This window comes from Paenibacillus sp. J31R98 (assembly GCF_056269245.1).
The window spans coordinates 287271-300958 of record NZ_JBWDNO010000002.1; the positions used below are offsets into that span (position 1 = coordinate 287271).

Consider the following 13688-nt stretch of genomic DNA (forward strand, 5'->3'; position numbering starts at 1 on the left):
TCATTTGTCTAAGCTTATTCGCACTTCCATCCCTTACAATGGCTAGAACTATTATTCCAACTGGTAAATTACTGTGGAAGCAAAATCTCGTTCATACATCGGTTAACGCTTTAGCGATTGGACCGGACGGAACCCTATACGTCATCAAATCTATTCAGAACGGCTTCCAAATGGACTCCTTTCGATCGGATGGATCTTTCAATTGGTCGTTCGTCATTCCGGATGCAGTCCCCTTCCCCTCATCCGACTTTATGGAGATCACGGTTGGACCAGATGGCGTTGTGTACCTGAGCGCGAATAACACTTGGGGAGCTGGCAAAGATTTTTTATATGCCATTACGAAGAATGGACAGCTTAAATGGAAATTGAAGCTTGATGGCAGCGCCATAAGCAAGCTTGCTTTTGCCAAAGATGGGACGATATATGTAAATACCTACCGCGGACTTCATGCAGTTACTACCGATGGTCATCTGAAATGGGAGTTACTTAACTTGGGTCATCCGGAACATTTAACAGCGCCTGCGGTCGGGCAAGATGGAACCGTGTATCTCGTAACGGAACCTGATAATTTAATCGCCGTCAATCCGGTTAGAGCAAACAGTTGGTATAAATTCCATTCACGGAATACATCAAACTACCTTAACCCTTTCACACCTGTAAAATGGAAACATCCCCATGGGAAACACTTGACGACACCAGTCGTCGGGCCGGACGGCAGCATATATGTTGGCTCGCACGTCTCGAATAACGGACAATTGGATAATGAAGTCTACGCATATGAGCCCAATGGTTACACCAAATGGGAATGGACATTTATGACCGATAACAGTGACATCCAACTATCTCCAACTTTCGGTAATGATGGGACCATTTATCTGAGATCGGATAATCATAAGCTATACGCCATTCGCCAGGATACCGGAAAGCAGAAGTGGGAATTTACAACGAAAGGTAGACTTACAGCTGCGCCTCAAGTTGGAGCAGACGGAACCATCTATATCCTTTCTTTAGATAATTATCTATACGCTATAAATCCTGATGGCTTTGTAAAATGGAAGTATAATGTCGGGCAAGGCTACTCGCTTGTACTCGATTCGAACAAACGCGTGTACGTATTAAGCTATGTTACTACTACTACGAGTACTTTGTTTGCAGTCAAAGCTCCGACAATCCCGTTCATCCCTTTTTAATAATGAGAGTCTATTATCTTCTCTTTCTCAACACTCTAATTATCGTGCTAATTACCATGTATATGATGAAAATATACAACACAGAAAACAAATAGGACATGAAAGTGAAACTTATCCATTGCGCTGTCACTGTAACTGAACCGTCCGAATGTACGACTTCGGTTGTTGATTTGTACTTGAAAACAAGTAGGAGTGCTAACGGAGAAACCGCTGAGATGATGAGACCTATGATTATATCTTTTAATTTGAACATTCTAGTATTCCCCCAATACAATTGAGACGCAGATGGAAAAATATAGTTGCGGTGAACTGTTCGCCATCCATTTTACACCATCCCCGTACAAGCTATAAGCCTTTCTCATCAGCTTATTTCTATGTAGGGACACCTGACCTAGCAACGGCAAGCGCCTTGCTCGTATCGTAAAAGTGCTGAAATAAGCGGTTCCGTTCGGAACAGATTGCGTTTATCGTTGGGCGGCAATAATTATGCGTTTTCCATGATGGCGTGAAAAGACAAAAACGTGACTTTTCTATCTAAATACCGGAAACCCTTGTAGCATCTACAATTAGTCTATAAAAATTGATCATATCCTTTGGAGGAATGTACGATGATAACAACTCAAGATGCGGAATTTTACAAAGAACATGGCTATTTGCTCGTCAAAGGCGTTTTCAATCAAGAGGAAGTTGCAGAGATGCGCAAAGCGGTTAACGGCATCGTCGATCGCGCCGCGAAAGAGAAGATGGATCATAATACGCAATGGCAGGGCGATTTTCTTCCGCCGGAAGAACTGAAGAAGCTCGTGCTTAAAGGTTTCCATGACGTGCACTATCACGACGCATCATTCCTCAGAGCACTGGCTCACCCGAACATGACAGCGGTGCTGTCCCAGATCATCGGGCCGAACGTTCAACTGCACCACTCCAAAATGCTGGTGAAGCCGCCTGAGAACGGCGCGGCGTTCCCGATGCATCAAGACCATCCATATTTCCCGCATGAGCAGCACACGATGCTGGCGGCGAGCGTTCACCTGGACGATGCCGACCTTGAGAACGGCTGTCTTCATGTCATCCCGGGTTCCCATAAGCAAGGTTCTCTGCCGCACATAGGTAAACATTATTTGAATGCGAAGGAATATCCAGTATCTGACGGTTTGCCTTGCATCGCCGAGGCCGGTGACGTGCTGTTCTTCAACTACCTTACGATACACGGTTCGCCGGCGAACCGCAGCGAACGAACCCGCCGCAATGTGCTGTTCCAATACCGCAGCGCGACGGACTCCCCGGTTAACAACGAGCACTTCGACTGGGGTATGGGCCTTATGGTGTGCGGCGAGAACCCGAATGTCAACCAAACAAGTCCGGAATTTACGCTCCTCTAATCATGCCTTTGAGGTAGATTGACTTTATAAAATGCAGAGGCGCCCCGACAAATCATCGGGGCGCCCTGCACTTTAAATCAACTTCACCATGCGGCGGTAGTCGCTGTCTCCGATGCGCAGCGTGCCGGCATCGCTATAACCGCTTGCCGCGTAGAGCTTATAAGCTCTATCGTTGTAGGCTTCTACGATCAGCGCCGTGCGGTCGAACCCGAGCTCGGCTGCACGCTGCTCGGCCGCAGCCATAAGCAGCTTCGCGATGCCCCGCCCTCGGTAAGACTCCGCGACAGCCAGCGCATCCAAGTAATATTCTCCGTCCTGAGCTTCCCTGACGATTGCGCTGTCAGCCATCGACGGAGACTGGCGGCGCAGCTGCGCCAGGAAAGGCTCGTCCAATTGATGCGCATCATTGCCGGAGTAGGCGACGAGCATGCCCGCGACCTGCCCGTCTTGCTCAGCGACGAGGACGTTGTCGCAGCTGACCCTATTGCCCGGCTGATTGTAGAATTCTCTCAGCCGGTCAGCCGCCTCGTCCTCATCGGAAGCGCCTGTAAGCAAATACGCGATGTCCCCGATCGCCTCGAGCAGCAGCGGAATAACCGCCGGCGCGTCGTCTCTTGTTGCCATACGCGTTAACACAGCAATTCGCCTCCATTCCATATGCACATTATAACCTTCTGCCGAATGTTGCTAAACTGCGGTAGTTGAACAAAAGCAGCCGGTCTATTCTGACCCGCTGCCTTCTATTTTATTTTCGTTTCCCAAGGAAGAGCTGACTCACGCGTTTAGAGAAATCTTCAATCCCAAAGCTGGCCGTATCGATACGGTTATACCAATTCGTTATCGTTTCCAAGATCCACAAAGGTACCTTTACCTCGTTGATCAATGGATAAAAATGCTTATATGTCCATACCAAGTGCTCCCACCGGCTGTCGTTGCCTTCTTGGATATATTCCGATACGTCAAGAACCTTCCCTCTTCCATCTTGCAGAAGCACGTTCTTCAGATGAATATCCCTTGGGTTCAGCCCCTGACTACGGACAAACGCCCTCGCATCTTCAACATCCTGCATGACTTGCTCCGGCACGCGTATACCTTGCAGAAGACAATCATATAAGGTCAGTCCTTGTTCGTAACTCAATACTAAGTAGTTGTCTCCTGCTCCATAACATCGTGGAAAATACTGTGATCCTTCTAAACGGCCGTATATATGTTGCTCAACTTCCTTCTTCTCTAACGCCTGATCGGAATACACTTTATATGCGTAATTCGGGGTTTCAGGGTGATAAAAGACCGCGGCATCCGTTCCGATACCTACGCAGCGTAAATCTTCCGCACAACCGGTGACTGAAACAGGCTTATTGTTGTCATGTCCAACAACCTCGATATCTCCCAATGTTTCCTCGACTTGTTGCCAGTCTGCAATCACAAAGATCCTCTCCTTCTTGTTTGGCGTTCTTTACTCCGAAGGATTCTAGTTCCGATTCGTGATTCGAAGGTGAATTTGATTTCGTAGGTCGCCTTATATAAGGGTAATACGATTTAAATCCTTTCTCGTTACAAGTAGACTGCATTTTGCATCTTACTCAGGAGAAGCTTGTTTTCATGTTGTCCAACCCTTCATGAATATGCATATAGGGAGCAGTCGATGCTTGCATTACGAGCGCTATCATCATCTTAGGAGTGAGGTGGAGCTGTGAGCTTGATCCGCATGGAACATATCAGCAAGCACTACCGGATGGGCGGAGAGACAATTAAAGCGCTGGATAACATTAATCTCACGATATCGCAGGGCGAATTCGTGGCGATTATCGGTCCGTCAGGGTCGGGCAAATCGACACTAATGAACGTCTTGGGCTGTCTGGACGTGGCTGATACAGGCGTCTATGCAATCGAAGACGAATTGGTCTCTAAGCTTCGGTCGAACCAGTTGGCCGAGCTGCGCAACAAGAAAATCGGCTTTATTTTTCAGCAATTCAACCTGTTGCCCCGGCTAAGCGCTTATGAGAACGTCGAGCTTCCACTCATCTATCGAGGGGTAAGCAAAAAAACGCGACATAAGAAGGTACTTGAAATGCTGGAGCTGGTCAATCTGCTAGAACGCAAAGGGCATAAACCGCCTGAAATGTCTGGCGGCCAGCAGCAGCGTGTCGCCATTGCCCGCGCACTCGTCGGGGACCCGCCGATCTTGCTCGCCGATGAACCTACGGGCTCTCTGGATACACAGACCGGACTCGAAATTTTGGAATTGATGAAGAACATGAACGCGCTTGGCCGCACAATTATCTTGATAACGCACGATCCGGCGATAGCCGCGCACGCACAACGGATCATCAAAGTGCAGGACGGACAAATTTCGAGCGATTCGTCTAAGCCGGAACAGATTGCCGGACGTTAACCTCTTCTTACCCGGGCAAGATGTTTTCGCAACAGAGGCTATATAAAAGAATAGCGGTAGTCTAGGAGTGATCGATAACGTCCTAGACTACCGCTATTCTTTTATTTCGTGTAATTTTCGCCTCTCTCGGGCCGCTGAGAGAACGTATATGTGCTCTCGGCGGAGTTCTTGTAAAAAAATAATTACCAGTTTGAAGGAAATAGCCACACGTTTCTCGAAAATAATGTCAATTACTCACGAAAGGAACAGAGCCCCATGCTCTCACATTCCGACTTACTCCTCAATGCGTTCATCATTTTCCTGCCTTTAATTTTTTACCGTCCTTTCTATAAAGACAAGCATCCTCTCTTCTTATACGTTTTGTTTCTCATTCCCATGATTATTACGATGACTTTTCCGATCAAAATCTATGGCTCTGTGCTTGATTTAAGGGGAATTCCGCTCTTGATCGGCTCCCTCTACGGTGGTATTTATACGATGCTGCTCTTATTCGGCAGCCTTCTTGCGTATCGGCAAATCTTAGGCGACATCAATCTGTTTCATTACTTCCTCTCACTGCTGCCAACAATTATTCTGCTGCTATTCCTCTTCAAGAAGTTCGAGATCGCCAGCGCCAAGACAAGAATGCTGCTTGTTCTCGGCATGTGTTTCTTTCTCCGTTTGACGGTCGTCAATTTGTACGCTCTGCTTGAAGGCAATACTTCATTCTTTATTGATTCGTTCCTTCCGACTCTGCCCATCATCTTCGTCCAGTGCACGATGGCGGTGATGCTGGTGTTTATGATTGAAATGATTCGCGCACAGAATCGGATGCAAGAGGAAATCATCCAAGCGGAGAAAATGAAGGTCGTCAGCGAAATCGCAGCATCAGTCGCGCATGAAGTCCGCAACCCGTTAACGTCCGTCCGAGGCTTCATCCAATTGTTGTCCGACTCGGCACTTAACGAACGAAAGCGTAAAGAGTTCTCGGCCATTACGCTCGAGGAGCTGGACCGGGCGGAATCGATTATTTCAGATTACTTATCGCTCGCCAAGCCGCAAAGTGAGAAGCTTGAACCGATCCTCCTGGAAGAAGCGCTCACCAAGGCATCTCAGATCCTCAGCTCCTACGCGAATTTGCAGAATGTCGAGATTGTCACGGCCATCCCGCTCCCAGCAACGGTGTACGGCAGCAAGTCCAAGTTCAGACAAGCCATCATTAATATTGGCAAGAACGCCATTGAGGCGATGCCCCGCGGAGGAGTCCTGACCCTGACGTACTCGGTCAGTGAGCCTAGCCGTACCGTCACCATCATTATCACCGACACTGGCATTGGCATGAACGAGGAACAGGTTAACCGGCTAGGTTCGCCTTATTACACGACCAAGGATAAAGGCACTGGTCTCGGAACCATGGTCATCTTCAGCGTCATTCGGAGCATGAACGGCAAGATCGAGGTCCGAAGCAAAGAAGGTGCCGGAACCACGTATTACATCACGCTGCCATTGACACAGCAATCATAGATGTATACAACCATCCGACCTGATACTTCAACTGAAATAAGACCCGCAGAGCATCACCCTGCGGGTCTAAATAATATTTAGATGGAACCCATTTGGTTAGAGTAGTATTTCCACGCAATTTCATGATTCCAAATCTGCGCTTCGACGTACGGGATTGTACCTGCCGGGTGCATGGATTCTATGCTGTCCATTAGCTCAGTTGTAATAAGTGATCTTATTTCAGTTAATGTGAACACTTGCCCATGATAGCTAGGATGGTAAAATGCTTCTGGTTGATCTCTTGCGATCCAATATGAAACCATACTGTCCGGTAATGTGAAGCTTATATCATCCTCACTAAATAATGAAAGTGGCATTTGAAGCATATCAATAGCTATATCAGCAGATAATGAATAATTCTCTATCCAAGTTGCTGAACCAAGTACGGAATACAAAGGATATCGATCTCTGGGCTTGCCTCCTTTTTGAACAAATGCTGATTTTAACCAAGCTTCTGTTTCTAAGCGGTTTTCCCAATATTGATGCGGCTCCTTGAATCTCTCGAAGAAGGGGGAGTCATCGCACAAATCTTCCATTACTCTTAGCGCATCAGGCTTTGACAGTGCAGATAAACTTCGAAAGGGCACAGTATTATAGCAGTGTGTTATGTATTCAAAATTCATCATTATACCTCCAATTATGGATTACACACTAGAGAAGATAAGCAAGAATTATTACCTTATAATACCATAAGAAAAGAGGGTGAAGTGATGAAAAACCTGCGTGGAGTTCGCGGATTCGTAGTTGGTCTCCTTAGCGGTTGCATGCTCATGCTGGCAATGCCAACGATGGCTGCGACAGTGAAGCAATTTGTGCTTGGTGAGGCGCCTTATTCCATTGAAGTCAACGGGTCTACCTATGAGAGCGATCAGCTGCCGGTGATGAACTATAAGGGAAGCACGTATGTGCCGCTGCGAGCGGTCGGCGATCTGCTAGGCGCGAATGTCGGCTGGGATAGCGCTCAGAGACGGGTCATCATTACGTACGGCGGCGGCGGACCGATCCAGAACAATGCATTCCGCAACGTGCAGGTCACGGGGAGCGGAGGCAAATATACGGTAACGGGCGAAGGCAGAGTTTTCGAAGCGATGATGAGCTATGCCGTAGAGGACGGGCATAATTATTTGCTGGAGAAAAACTACATGCTGAGCGAAGGCGCACCGGCTTGGTCGCCTTTCAAGCTGAATATCACCATTCCAGCCAATAAGATTCCAGCGAACGGCACGTTGATGCTGCAGCTGTTCGAGTATAGTGCCAAGGACGGTAGCAAGGTGAATATATTGAATATTCCGCTGGAGACGTTCGGGGCGTAGAACGATCCGTATAACAATGAAATGCAGCCGACCACTCCATGGTCGGCTGCATTTATGTGTATCTCGTTCGTTGAACCTGAACAGTTTCAACGTAACGATTGATCTAGTTGATCCTGCAGCTGTTGGAAAGCCGCATCGGCGGTAATCTTGCCATCCGTAACGGCATCGAGCTGCTTGCTCGCAAGCTCATTTAACCGCGCAACTGTTTCCTGATATACTGGATCATTGTAGCCTCGTACGCTCTCTAGCACTTTAACCGGGTCCACCTTCGCCTCATAGAAAGCTCTCCACTGAGTTGCAGGCAGTTCCTTCATATTCTCCTCTCGTGCTGAAAGCCCTATATACGTATCTTCAAAGTTGTAAAATTGCGTATTTCTCTTGTTATCGTTCCCCGCAATATACGCAATTAAATGCCAAGCGGCATCCTGCTTATCGGATGCAGCATTAATCGCGTAGACGAGGCCTGGATTCAAGTACTGCCCCTGATTCGTCGCCGACGAAGGAAGCTCTACCGTTCGGGTAGACCAATGCAAGTTCCGATTCATATGTGCATCATAATACTTTAGATTGCTGTAAAAGAAGCTCGAACCAAGTTCCATTGCAACTTTACCTTGTACGAACAAGCTTTGGTTAGCCAGCTCATCAACCGACTTGTTATCGTTATACGCTGGATCTGACCGTTCATTTGCGATCCATCCGTCCTGATAACCATCGGCGACCTGTTTCCATACGCCGCTCCAACCGTTGCTGAATGTATAGGCTTCTTCCTTACTCTTGTGTTCTAATAAGGACAATCCTTGGGACTGACCGATAAAAGATACAAGCCGAAACGGATCACCAAGAGACATCGATCCAAGACCATAGGCACCGGTTCCTTTAAATCGAGCAGCCGTTTGCAACACCTCTCCCATCGTCATCCCGTCTCTAGGAATTGGAATATCGTATTTTCGGAAGAGATCCTCATTGATGTAGAGTCCAGATGAAGCAAATTCGTTAGCTAATCCGAATAGCTCACCATGACCGGCAGCTCGGAGCAGCTGAATTAATGGCTGGTGGAGTGAATCCAAGTCAAAGTGTGAAGAAGCGATCGTCGAATCAAGTGCCTTCAGCTTACCTTGTTCTACAAGCTCAGCATAAATCCCGATTGGAACTTGTACGACGTCTGGCTTCTGCACGTCCATCCAACTTATAAATGATGCTGCATCTTTATACTCATCAAGCGAAGCACTTATGACGTCAATGTGTAGCGACGGATGCTTAGCCAGATATGGCTTCTCAATCGTTTCTTCGAAAGGAATATCCGAGAACTTCTGAACCTTCAACGCGGAAGTAAGACTTACGAAATTATTGCCGGTACTCGATAACGGTGTAGTATCCGTACTCAGCTTCCTATGTAGTTGATCTAGATCCCCGCGGAACCACCAGAAACCTAGCAATATAATTACACTCAGTGCCGCTGCCGTCATTCGAAAAACAAATCTACGTGGTGTCGTCCTCATACGAATGCGTTCCCTCACATTCTGTTCTAAGTTTGAGGTGAACCCATTCTTAATCGGTGGTGAACCCGTAAGCCGGCGTTCCCAATTAGGTACCGGATCTTTCATGTCCATTCTTCCTCCCCGGCCAATAACTCTTCTTCGCGAAGACTCCGATTGACTGCAGTGCGCGCCCGGTGAAGCCGAGACTTGACTGTGCCGGGCGATACTTCAAGCATGTCTGCCATTTCTTTCATCGAGAGTCCATAATGACTGCTAAGCAGAAGCACTTCGCGCAGCTTGCGCGGCAGCTTCAACACAATTGACCATATTTCATCGGTCATCATTCGATCCATCGTCTCTCGCTCTGCCGATTGCACCTTCCGCGAGTCTTCCGTTGATTTTGCCATCAGTATGACTTTACGTATCCATGACGACCGCAACGCGTCGCGCGCCGTGTTGCGGGTGATGGCAAGCAGCCATGTTTTGACAGACGATTGCCATCGGAATTCGTATAAACGTTCAAACACTTTCACAAAAACGTCCTGAGCGATGTCGTCAGCCAGCTCTCTACGATTCGTCAAGAAATAGGCGAAGTTCCAGACATCTTTGCCGTACGCCAGCATCAGCTCATTTATTACGGCATGACGATCCAAGCCGCCTGTCACATGCTTCAAGTAATCAAACTGCAAGAATGTTCACCTCGTGAAGTAGACGATTGAGAATGGATTTGGTTCCCTCATTCGCAAAAAAATATTTCGTTGTTTGTAGGCCATCCAGGAAAAAGCATGCTAAAATATGAAAATATATCAAGAAAGGGGCTCCAATTGGGATGAACAACACTGATGCTTCACTAACGAAACCTGATGAAATCAACTACTTTACCGCCATCGAGAGTGGCGATCTTGCAGCGGTAAAATATCAGCTGGATCTCGGAATTCCTATCAATCTAACAGATGACAATAAGAGAACCGGAATCCTGATCGCAACCGACAATAATTATTATGAACTCGTAAAGCTATTTCTTGACCTAGGTGCGAATATCAATATTCCAAGCGATGAAATAGACAATACGCCAATTATGATTGCTAGTGTTAAAGGCTATGTCGATATTGTTCGTCTGTTGATTGAAAGCTCCAATCCGGATATGACCATCTTAAACGGGTATGGCGGAACAGCTTTAATTCCCGCCTGTGAAAGAGGTCATGTAGAGGTCGTCAGAGTGCTGCTCGAGAAAACGAATGTTAGTGTCAATCACGTCAATAAGCCTGGTTGGACTGCATTATTAGAAGCCATTGTCCTCTCAGACGGAGGAAGAAACCAACAAGAAATAGTAAAGTTACTGCTTGAATACGGAGCGGATAAACAAATAGCCGACAGAAATCGCATATTGCCAATAGAACATGCTAGTAATAGAGGCTTTACCGAGCTAGTTAACATTCTGTCGTAATTCTACCATCATCGCAACAAGAGGCTGCCATATTATTGGCAGCCTCTCCATATCATGAGCTTGTCTCCATGAGGTCTTCCATCTTAAACAGTGACCGGAATGACAGTCCTGAACGTTCCAAATTCTCTCGTCCTTGTTGTTCTCGTTCGATGACACATATTACATGATTTACAACGGCTCCGCAATCGATTAGCTCCTGCGCGCTCAACAATATTTGCCCGCCAGTCGTTACGACATCTTCAATGATACAAACATTTTTCCCTCTGATATCTTTGCCTTCCGCTAATTTACTCGTTCCGTATTCCTTCGCTTTCTTTCTAACGAAAGCAGCTGGAATTCCTGTCTTGAGCGATAATGCGGTCGCAATAGGGATTCCTCCCATCTCGAGTCCAGCCAGCACCTCCGTACCTTCCGGGACTAGCTCTGCTAGACAATCTGCAATTTGACTCAATAGCAGCGGATTCGATTCAAACAAATATTTATCAAAATAATCATTAGACACTTTTCCAGACCTAAGCTTAAAAGTTCCTGTTAAATGTGCGGTATTATAAATCGCTTGTGCCAAGTCTCTCTTTTCCATTTGATTCAATCTCCCACCTTCCACTTAAACCAACGACCATGGCCATCCGTTTCTGCCAACGTTTCACTGTGTTCGATCCCATTCACGTAATAATCGAGATGAAGATCGAGGTCCCACATATTGTTATACAGGTGGAACACGTCCCGTACTTTACCTACCGACTTGACGTATTCAATCAAATTAATCTTCGAGTCGGAGGCGATCTGATTGGCTACATGCGTATGAAATATACATAGAGTTGACTCCTCAGAAATCGTAGCGACGATATTCGGCAACAGTGCTACCCCATCTCCTTCGAATAATTCAAGGGAATGGGATCTTAGGCAATCGGCAGCCTGCTCGAAGTAGGAATTCCGTTCATGATGCTCAGGCCAGATCAATGCTTTTAGCCAAAAATAATCTTCAGGGTCATTCAAGTCATTCACGTGCAAATCCAGTCCGATTCTGCGCGAGACTGGTGGGCTATCTTTGCATACGAATGGCGTTGTATCGCCTAGAATCTCTGCGGTTATTTCTAGGGACGATGGCGTCGCTCCATAAGTTGCGTTCGGTTTATAGGAGTAACGATATTGGTCCCATAGAAGCTGCAAGCCTGCACTTGTGCCTATCTCTATGAGTGCTAGAGGTTTCTGCGTAATCGAGTAGATGCGGCAAAAGCTAGGGTACAGGTACGCGCAGCGTCTCACTTCGTTTGTTTGAACCAGCTTGCCCTGGAGGAGCTGAATAAGCTCATTCTCATACTGCTTGCAAAAGTCACTGAAGCAATGAATTGCCTTAGTAGGCTCTCTTGGTTCGTCTGCAATGCTGGCGTAATATGTGGCTAGCTCATGTTCGATCCCACTTAATAATAAGTGATGAACTGCCCCTAGGAAGACGTTAGGTACAGGCTGTCCTGGTCTCGAATTCGCTGCCAATTGAAGCAGCTTCGGGTCATTCGCAACGCCTCTAGCAAGCTGTTCATAAAGAGGGCTCGAATCCTTACACTCCCTCTCTGCAAAATTTCTAAAGCGTTCCGATAGCAATTCCAAACTGTCCACCTCGGTCACCACCTTTTCCAGATAATGTTATGATAGCATCGCCATCCAATAAACAAAACTTCATATATTTTATTAACTATATAGATATTATTTATTGAGCTGTCTTACTCATAGCTTCGACTCACTCACGATTCCCAAAAATATGAAATAATACCGAAAAAAGCTTCTATTTAAAGAGAATCAACACTTCGTTAAAGTTGAGTACAAGACATCAGAGCGTTATGCAGCCAATGTAAATCTATTCGGTAAAGGAGCTTTGGCATGAACGCAATCTTAGGTATATCGGGCATTTCTTTTATGCTTGTGGTTGTACTAACTCCGCTGCTCATATGGGGACTTCGCACCTTGAAGCTGACTCAACCTATTCGAGCTGAATTGCCTCCCGACCATCAAGCTAAGCGAGGTACACCATTGATGGCAGGCCTGATCCTGCTAATCGGAGTCATCTCTTCTTTGAACTTCTCTCCTGCGCCTCTGATGATTTTCTTGTGCGTCACGTTTATTTTATTCAGCTCGATTGGTTTCATGGATGATATCAAGAAGGCTGCATGGCAGGACCCGCAGGGCATTTCCAGCCGGACGAAACTAGTCTTTCAATTCGCGATCACCGCTATCCTCTTCATCGTGTTGTTCCGTTCGTTTGGACTAACGAGCGATATATCGCTGTTTCATGGCTCTCAGCTCCACTTGCCCGTCTATATCTATGTCGTCATCCTCTCCTTATTCGTCGTCGGTTCAGCCAATGCCATCAATTTCACGGATGGTTTGGACGGATTATTAATTAATGTTGCGATTCCAACGTATTTCTTCTTCTTTCTCATCTCGGACAAGCCGGAGGTACGGACCTTCTCGCTCGTCATGATCGGCTGCCTGCTAGGATTATTCCTCTACAACATCTTCCCTGCCAAAGCCTTCATGGGGGACACCGGATCACTTGCCATCGGAGGCTCACTATCCATCTTGGCGGTCATAGAGAAAGTGGAGCTATTGATTCCGATCTTGTTCTCCGTTTATCTCGCTGAGCAATTATCGGTCATTCTGCAAGTCTGGTACTATAAACGCACGAGAAAGCGGTTATTTAGAATGGCACCGATTCATTATCATTTTAGTATCAAATATGGTTGGAGCGAGAATACGATCGTCATGATCTTCGGCTTCGTTTCTTGGGCGTCTGTTCTCATTTGCTGGCTGATTTGGAAATATGCATTTTAGAAGCGTGTAGTTTTGAATGCATGGATGTGGTATCCTACTACCAATGTTTCATGCGGGCTAATTGTAATACGAAGCTCCGCAATCCAATGAACGAAGATGAGGTTCGTTTCTT

The 13688-nt window shown here is 46.7% G+C and carries 14 protein-coding genes; 7 read left to right on the plus strand and 7 right to left on the minus strand.

The window, feature by feature from the left end; all coding sequences use genetic code 11:
- Positions 1 to 38 precede the first annotated feature (38 nt).
- Positions 39 to 1190: an outer membrane protein assembly factor BamB family protein gene (locus tag AC0YNX_RS09700; RefSeq protein WP_475815486.1), complete on the plus strand. Its 1152-nt coding sequence runs from the start codon at positions 39 to 41 to the stop codon at positions 1188 to 1190.
- Between the two features lie 608 nt (positions 1191 to 1798).
- A complete protein-coding gene (locus tag AC0YNX_RS09705) occupies positions 1799 to 2572 on the plus strand; it encodes a phytanoyl-CoA dioxygenase family protein (RefSeq protein ID WP_475815487.1) in 774 nt (257 codons plus the stop codon).
- A 72-nt stretch (positions 2573 to 2644) separates the two neighbouring features.
- Here the strand turns inward: AC0YNX_RS09705 and AC0YNX_RS09710 are convergent, their stop codons facing one another.
- The gene (locus tag AC0YNX_RS09710; protein ID WP_475815488.1) at positions 2645 to 3196 is read right to left on the minus strand and encodes an N-acetyltransferase family protein; all 552 of its coding nucleotides are present in this window, start codon (positions 3194 to 3196) and stop codon (positions 2645 to 2647) included.
- A gap of 121 nt (positions 3197 to 3317) precedes the next feature.
- Positions 3318 to 3998: a serine/threonine protein kinase gene (locus AC0YNX_RS09715; protein ID WP_475815489.1), complete on the minus strand. Its 681-nt coding sequence runs from the start codon at positions 3996 to 3998 to the stop codon at positions 3318 to 3320.
- Between the two features lie 282 nt (positions 3999 to 4280).
- Here AC0YNX_RS09715 and AC0YNX_RS09720 point away from each other — a divergent pair, with 282 nt between their 5' ends.
- Together AC0YNX_RS09720 and AC0YNX_RS09725 are read left to right on the plus strand one after the other, a co-directional pair.
- Positions 4281 to 4967 (plus strand): ABC transporter ATP-binding protein, encoded by a 687-nt coding sequence (locus AC0YNX_RS09720; RefSeq protein ID WP_475816214.1) that lies wholly within the window; start codon positions 4281 to 4283, stop codon positions 4965 to 4967.
- Positions 4968 to 5342: 375 nt separating this feature from the next.
- Entirely contained in the window at positions 5343 to 6470 is a 1128-nt protein-coding gene (locus tag AC0YNX_RS09725; RefSeq protein ID WP_475815490.1) for an ATP-binding protein, read from the plus strand.
- Positions 6471 to 6547: 77 nt separating this feature from the next.
- Here the strand turns inward: AC0YNX_RS09725 and AC0YNX_RS09730 are convergent, their stop codons facing one another.
- Positions 6548 to 7135, minus strand: coding sequence for a hypothetical protein (locus AC0YNX_RS09730; RefSeq protein ID WP_475815491.1), 588 nt, complete (start codon positions 7133 to 7135; stop codon positions 6548 to 6550).
- Between the two features lie 84 nt (positions 7136 to 7219).
- On the opposite strand from AC0YNX_RS09730, the gene AC0YNX_RS09735 reads away from it, so the two are divergent.
- The gene (locus AC0YNX_RS09735) at positions 7220 to 7822 is read left to right on the plus strand and encodes a Gmad2 immunoglobulin-like domain-containing protein (RefSeq protein WP_475815492.1); all 603 of its coding nucleotides are present in this window, start codon (positions 7220 to 7222) and stop codon (positions 7820 to 7822) included.
- A gap of 86 nt (positions 7823 to 7908) precedes the next feature.
- On the opposite strand, the gene AC0YNX_RS09740 is transcribed toward AC0YNX_RS09735, so the two are convergent.
- Together AC0YNX_RS09740 and AC0YNX_RS09745 are read right to left on the minus strand one after the other, a co-directional pair.
- A complete protein-coding gene (locus AC0YNX_RS09740) occupies positions 7909 to 9426 on the minus strand; it encodes an ABC transporter substrate-binding protein (protein WP_475815493.1) in 1518 nt (505 codons plus the stop codon).
- Positions 9423 to 9989 carry an RNA polymerase sigma factor gene (locus tag AC0YNX_RS09745; RefSeq protein WP_475815494.1) on the minus strand — a complete coding sequence of 189 codons (567 nt, stop codon included), beginning with the start codon at positions 9987 to 9989 and terminating at the stop codon, positions 9423 to 9425. Before AC0YNX_RS09745 ends, AC0YNX_RS09740 begins: the two co-directional genes overlap by 4 nt.
- Positions 9990 to 10129: 140 nt before the next feature.
- Here AC0YNX_RS09745 and AC0YNX_RS09750 point away from each other — a divergent pair, with 140 nt between their 5' ends.
- Complete coding sequence (locus AC0YNX_RS09750) at positions 10130 to 10747, plus strand: ankyrin repeat domain-containing protein (protein WP_475815495.1); 618 nt, start codon at positions 10130 to 10132, stop codon at positions 10745 to 10747.
- A gap of 52 nt (positions 10748 to 10799) precedes the next feature.
- On the opposite strand, the gene pyrE is transcribed toward AC0YNX_RS09750, so the two are convergent.
- Positions 10800 to 11327, minus strand: a complete 528-nt coding sequence (pyrE, locus tag AC0YNX_RS09755) for an orotate phosphoribosyltransferase (protein ID WP_475815496.1) — start codon at positions 11325 to 11327, stop codon at positions 10800 to 10802.
- A 5-nt stretch (positions 11328 to 11332) separates the two neighbouring features.
- Positions 11333 to 12364 carry a DUF2332 domain-containing protein gene (locus AC0YNX_RS09760; RefSeq protein WP_475815497.1) on the minus strand — a complete coding sequence of 344 codons (1032 nt, stop codon included), beginning with the start codon at positions 12362 to 12364 and terminating at the stop codon, positions 11333 to 11335.
- A gap of 261 nt (positions 12365 to 12625) precedes the next feature.
- On the opposite strand from AC0YNX_RS09760, the gene mraY reads away from it, so the two are divergent.
- Complete coding sequence (gene mraY / locus AC0YNX_RS09765; RefSeq protein WP_475815498.1) at positions 12626 to 13576, plus strand: phospho-N-acetylmuramoyl-pentapeptide-transferase; 951 nt, start codon at positions 12626 to 12628, stop codon at positions 13574 to 13576.
- The last annotated feature ends 112 nt before the right edge of the window (positions 13577 to 13688 follow it).

Bases quoted from the DNA above. Each gene is read 5' to 3' on its own strand.
- AC0YNX_RS09705 (WP_475815487.1), top strand. From the start codon at position 1,799: ATGATAACAACTCAAGATGCGGAATTTTACAAAGAACATGGCTATTTG.
- AC0YNX_RS09720 (WP_475816214.1), top strand. From the start codon at position 4,281: ATGGAACATATCAGCAAGCACTACCGGATGGGCGGAGAGACAATTAAA.
- AC0YNX_RS09710 (WP_475815488.1), bottom strand. From the start codon at position 3,196: ATGGCAACAAGAGACGACGCGCCGGCGGTTATTCCGCTGCTGCTCGAG.
- AC0YNX_RS09735 (WP_475815492.1), top strand. From the start codon at position 7,220: ATGAAAAACCTGCGTGGAGTTCGCGGATTCGTAGTTGGTCTCCTTAGC.
- pyrE (WP_475815496.1), bottom strand. From the start codon at position 11,327: ATGGAAAAGAGAGACTTGGCACAAGCGATTTATAATACCGCACATTTA.
- AC0YNX_RS09700 (WP_475815486.1), top strand. From the start codon at position 39: ATGGCTAGAACTATTATTCCAACTGGTAAATTACTGTGGAAGCAAAAT.
- mraY (WP_475815498.1), top strand. From the start codon at position 12,626: ATGAACGCAATCTTAGGTATATCGGGCATTTCTTTTATGCTTGTGGTT.
- AC0YNX_RS09730 (WP_475815491.1), bottom strand. From the start codon at position 7,135: ATGATGAATTTTGAATACATAACACACTGCTATAATACTGTGCCCTTT.
- AC0YNX_RS09740 (WP_475815493.1), bottom strand. From the start codon at position 9,426: ATGAAAGATCCGGTACCTAATTGGGAACGCCGGCTTACGGGTTCACCA.
- AC0YNX_RS09725 (WP_475815490.1), top strand. From the start codon at position 5,343: ATGATTATTACGATGACTTTTCCGATCAAAATCTATGGCTCTGTGCTT.
- AC0YNX_RS09750 (WP_475815495.1), top strand. From the start codon at position 10,130: ATGAACAACACTGATGCTTCACTAACGAAACCTGATGAAATCAACTAC.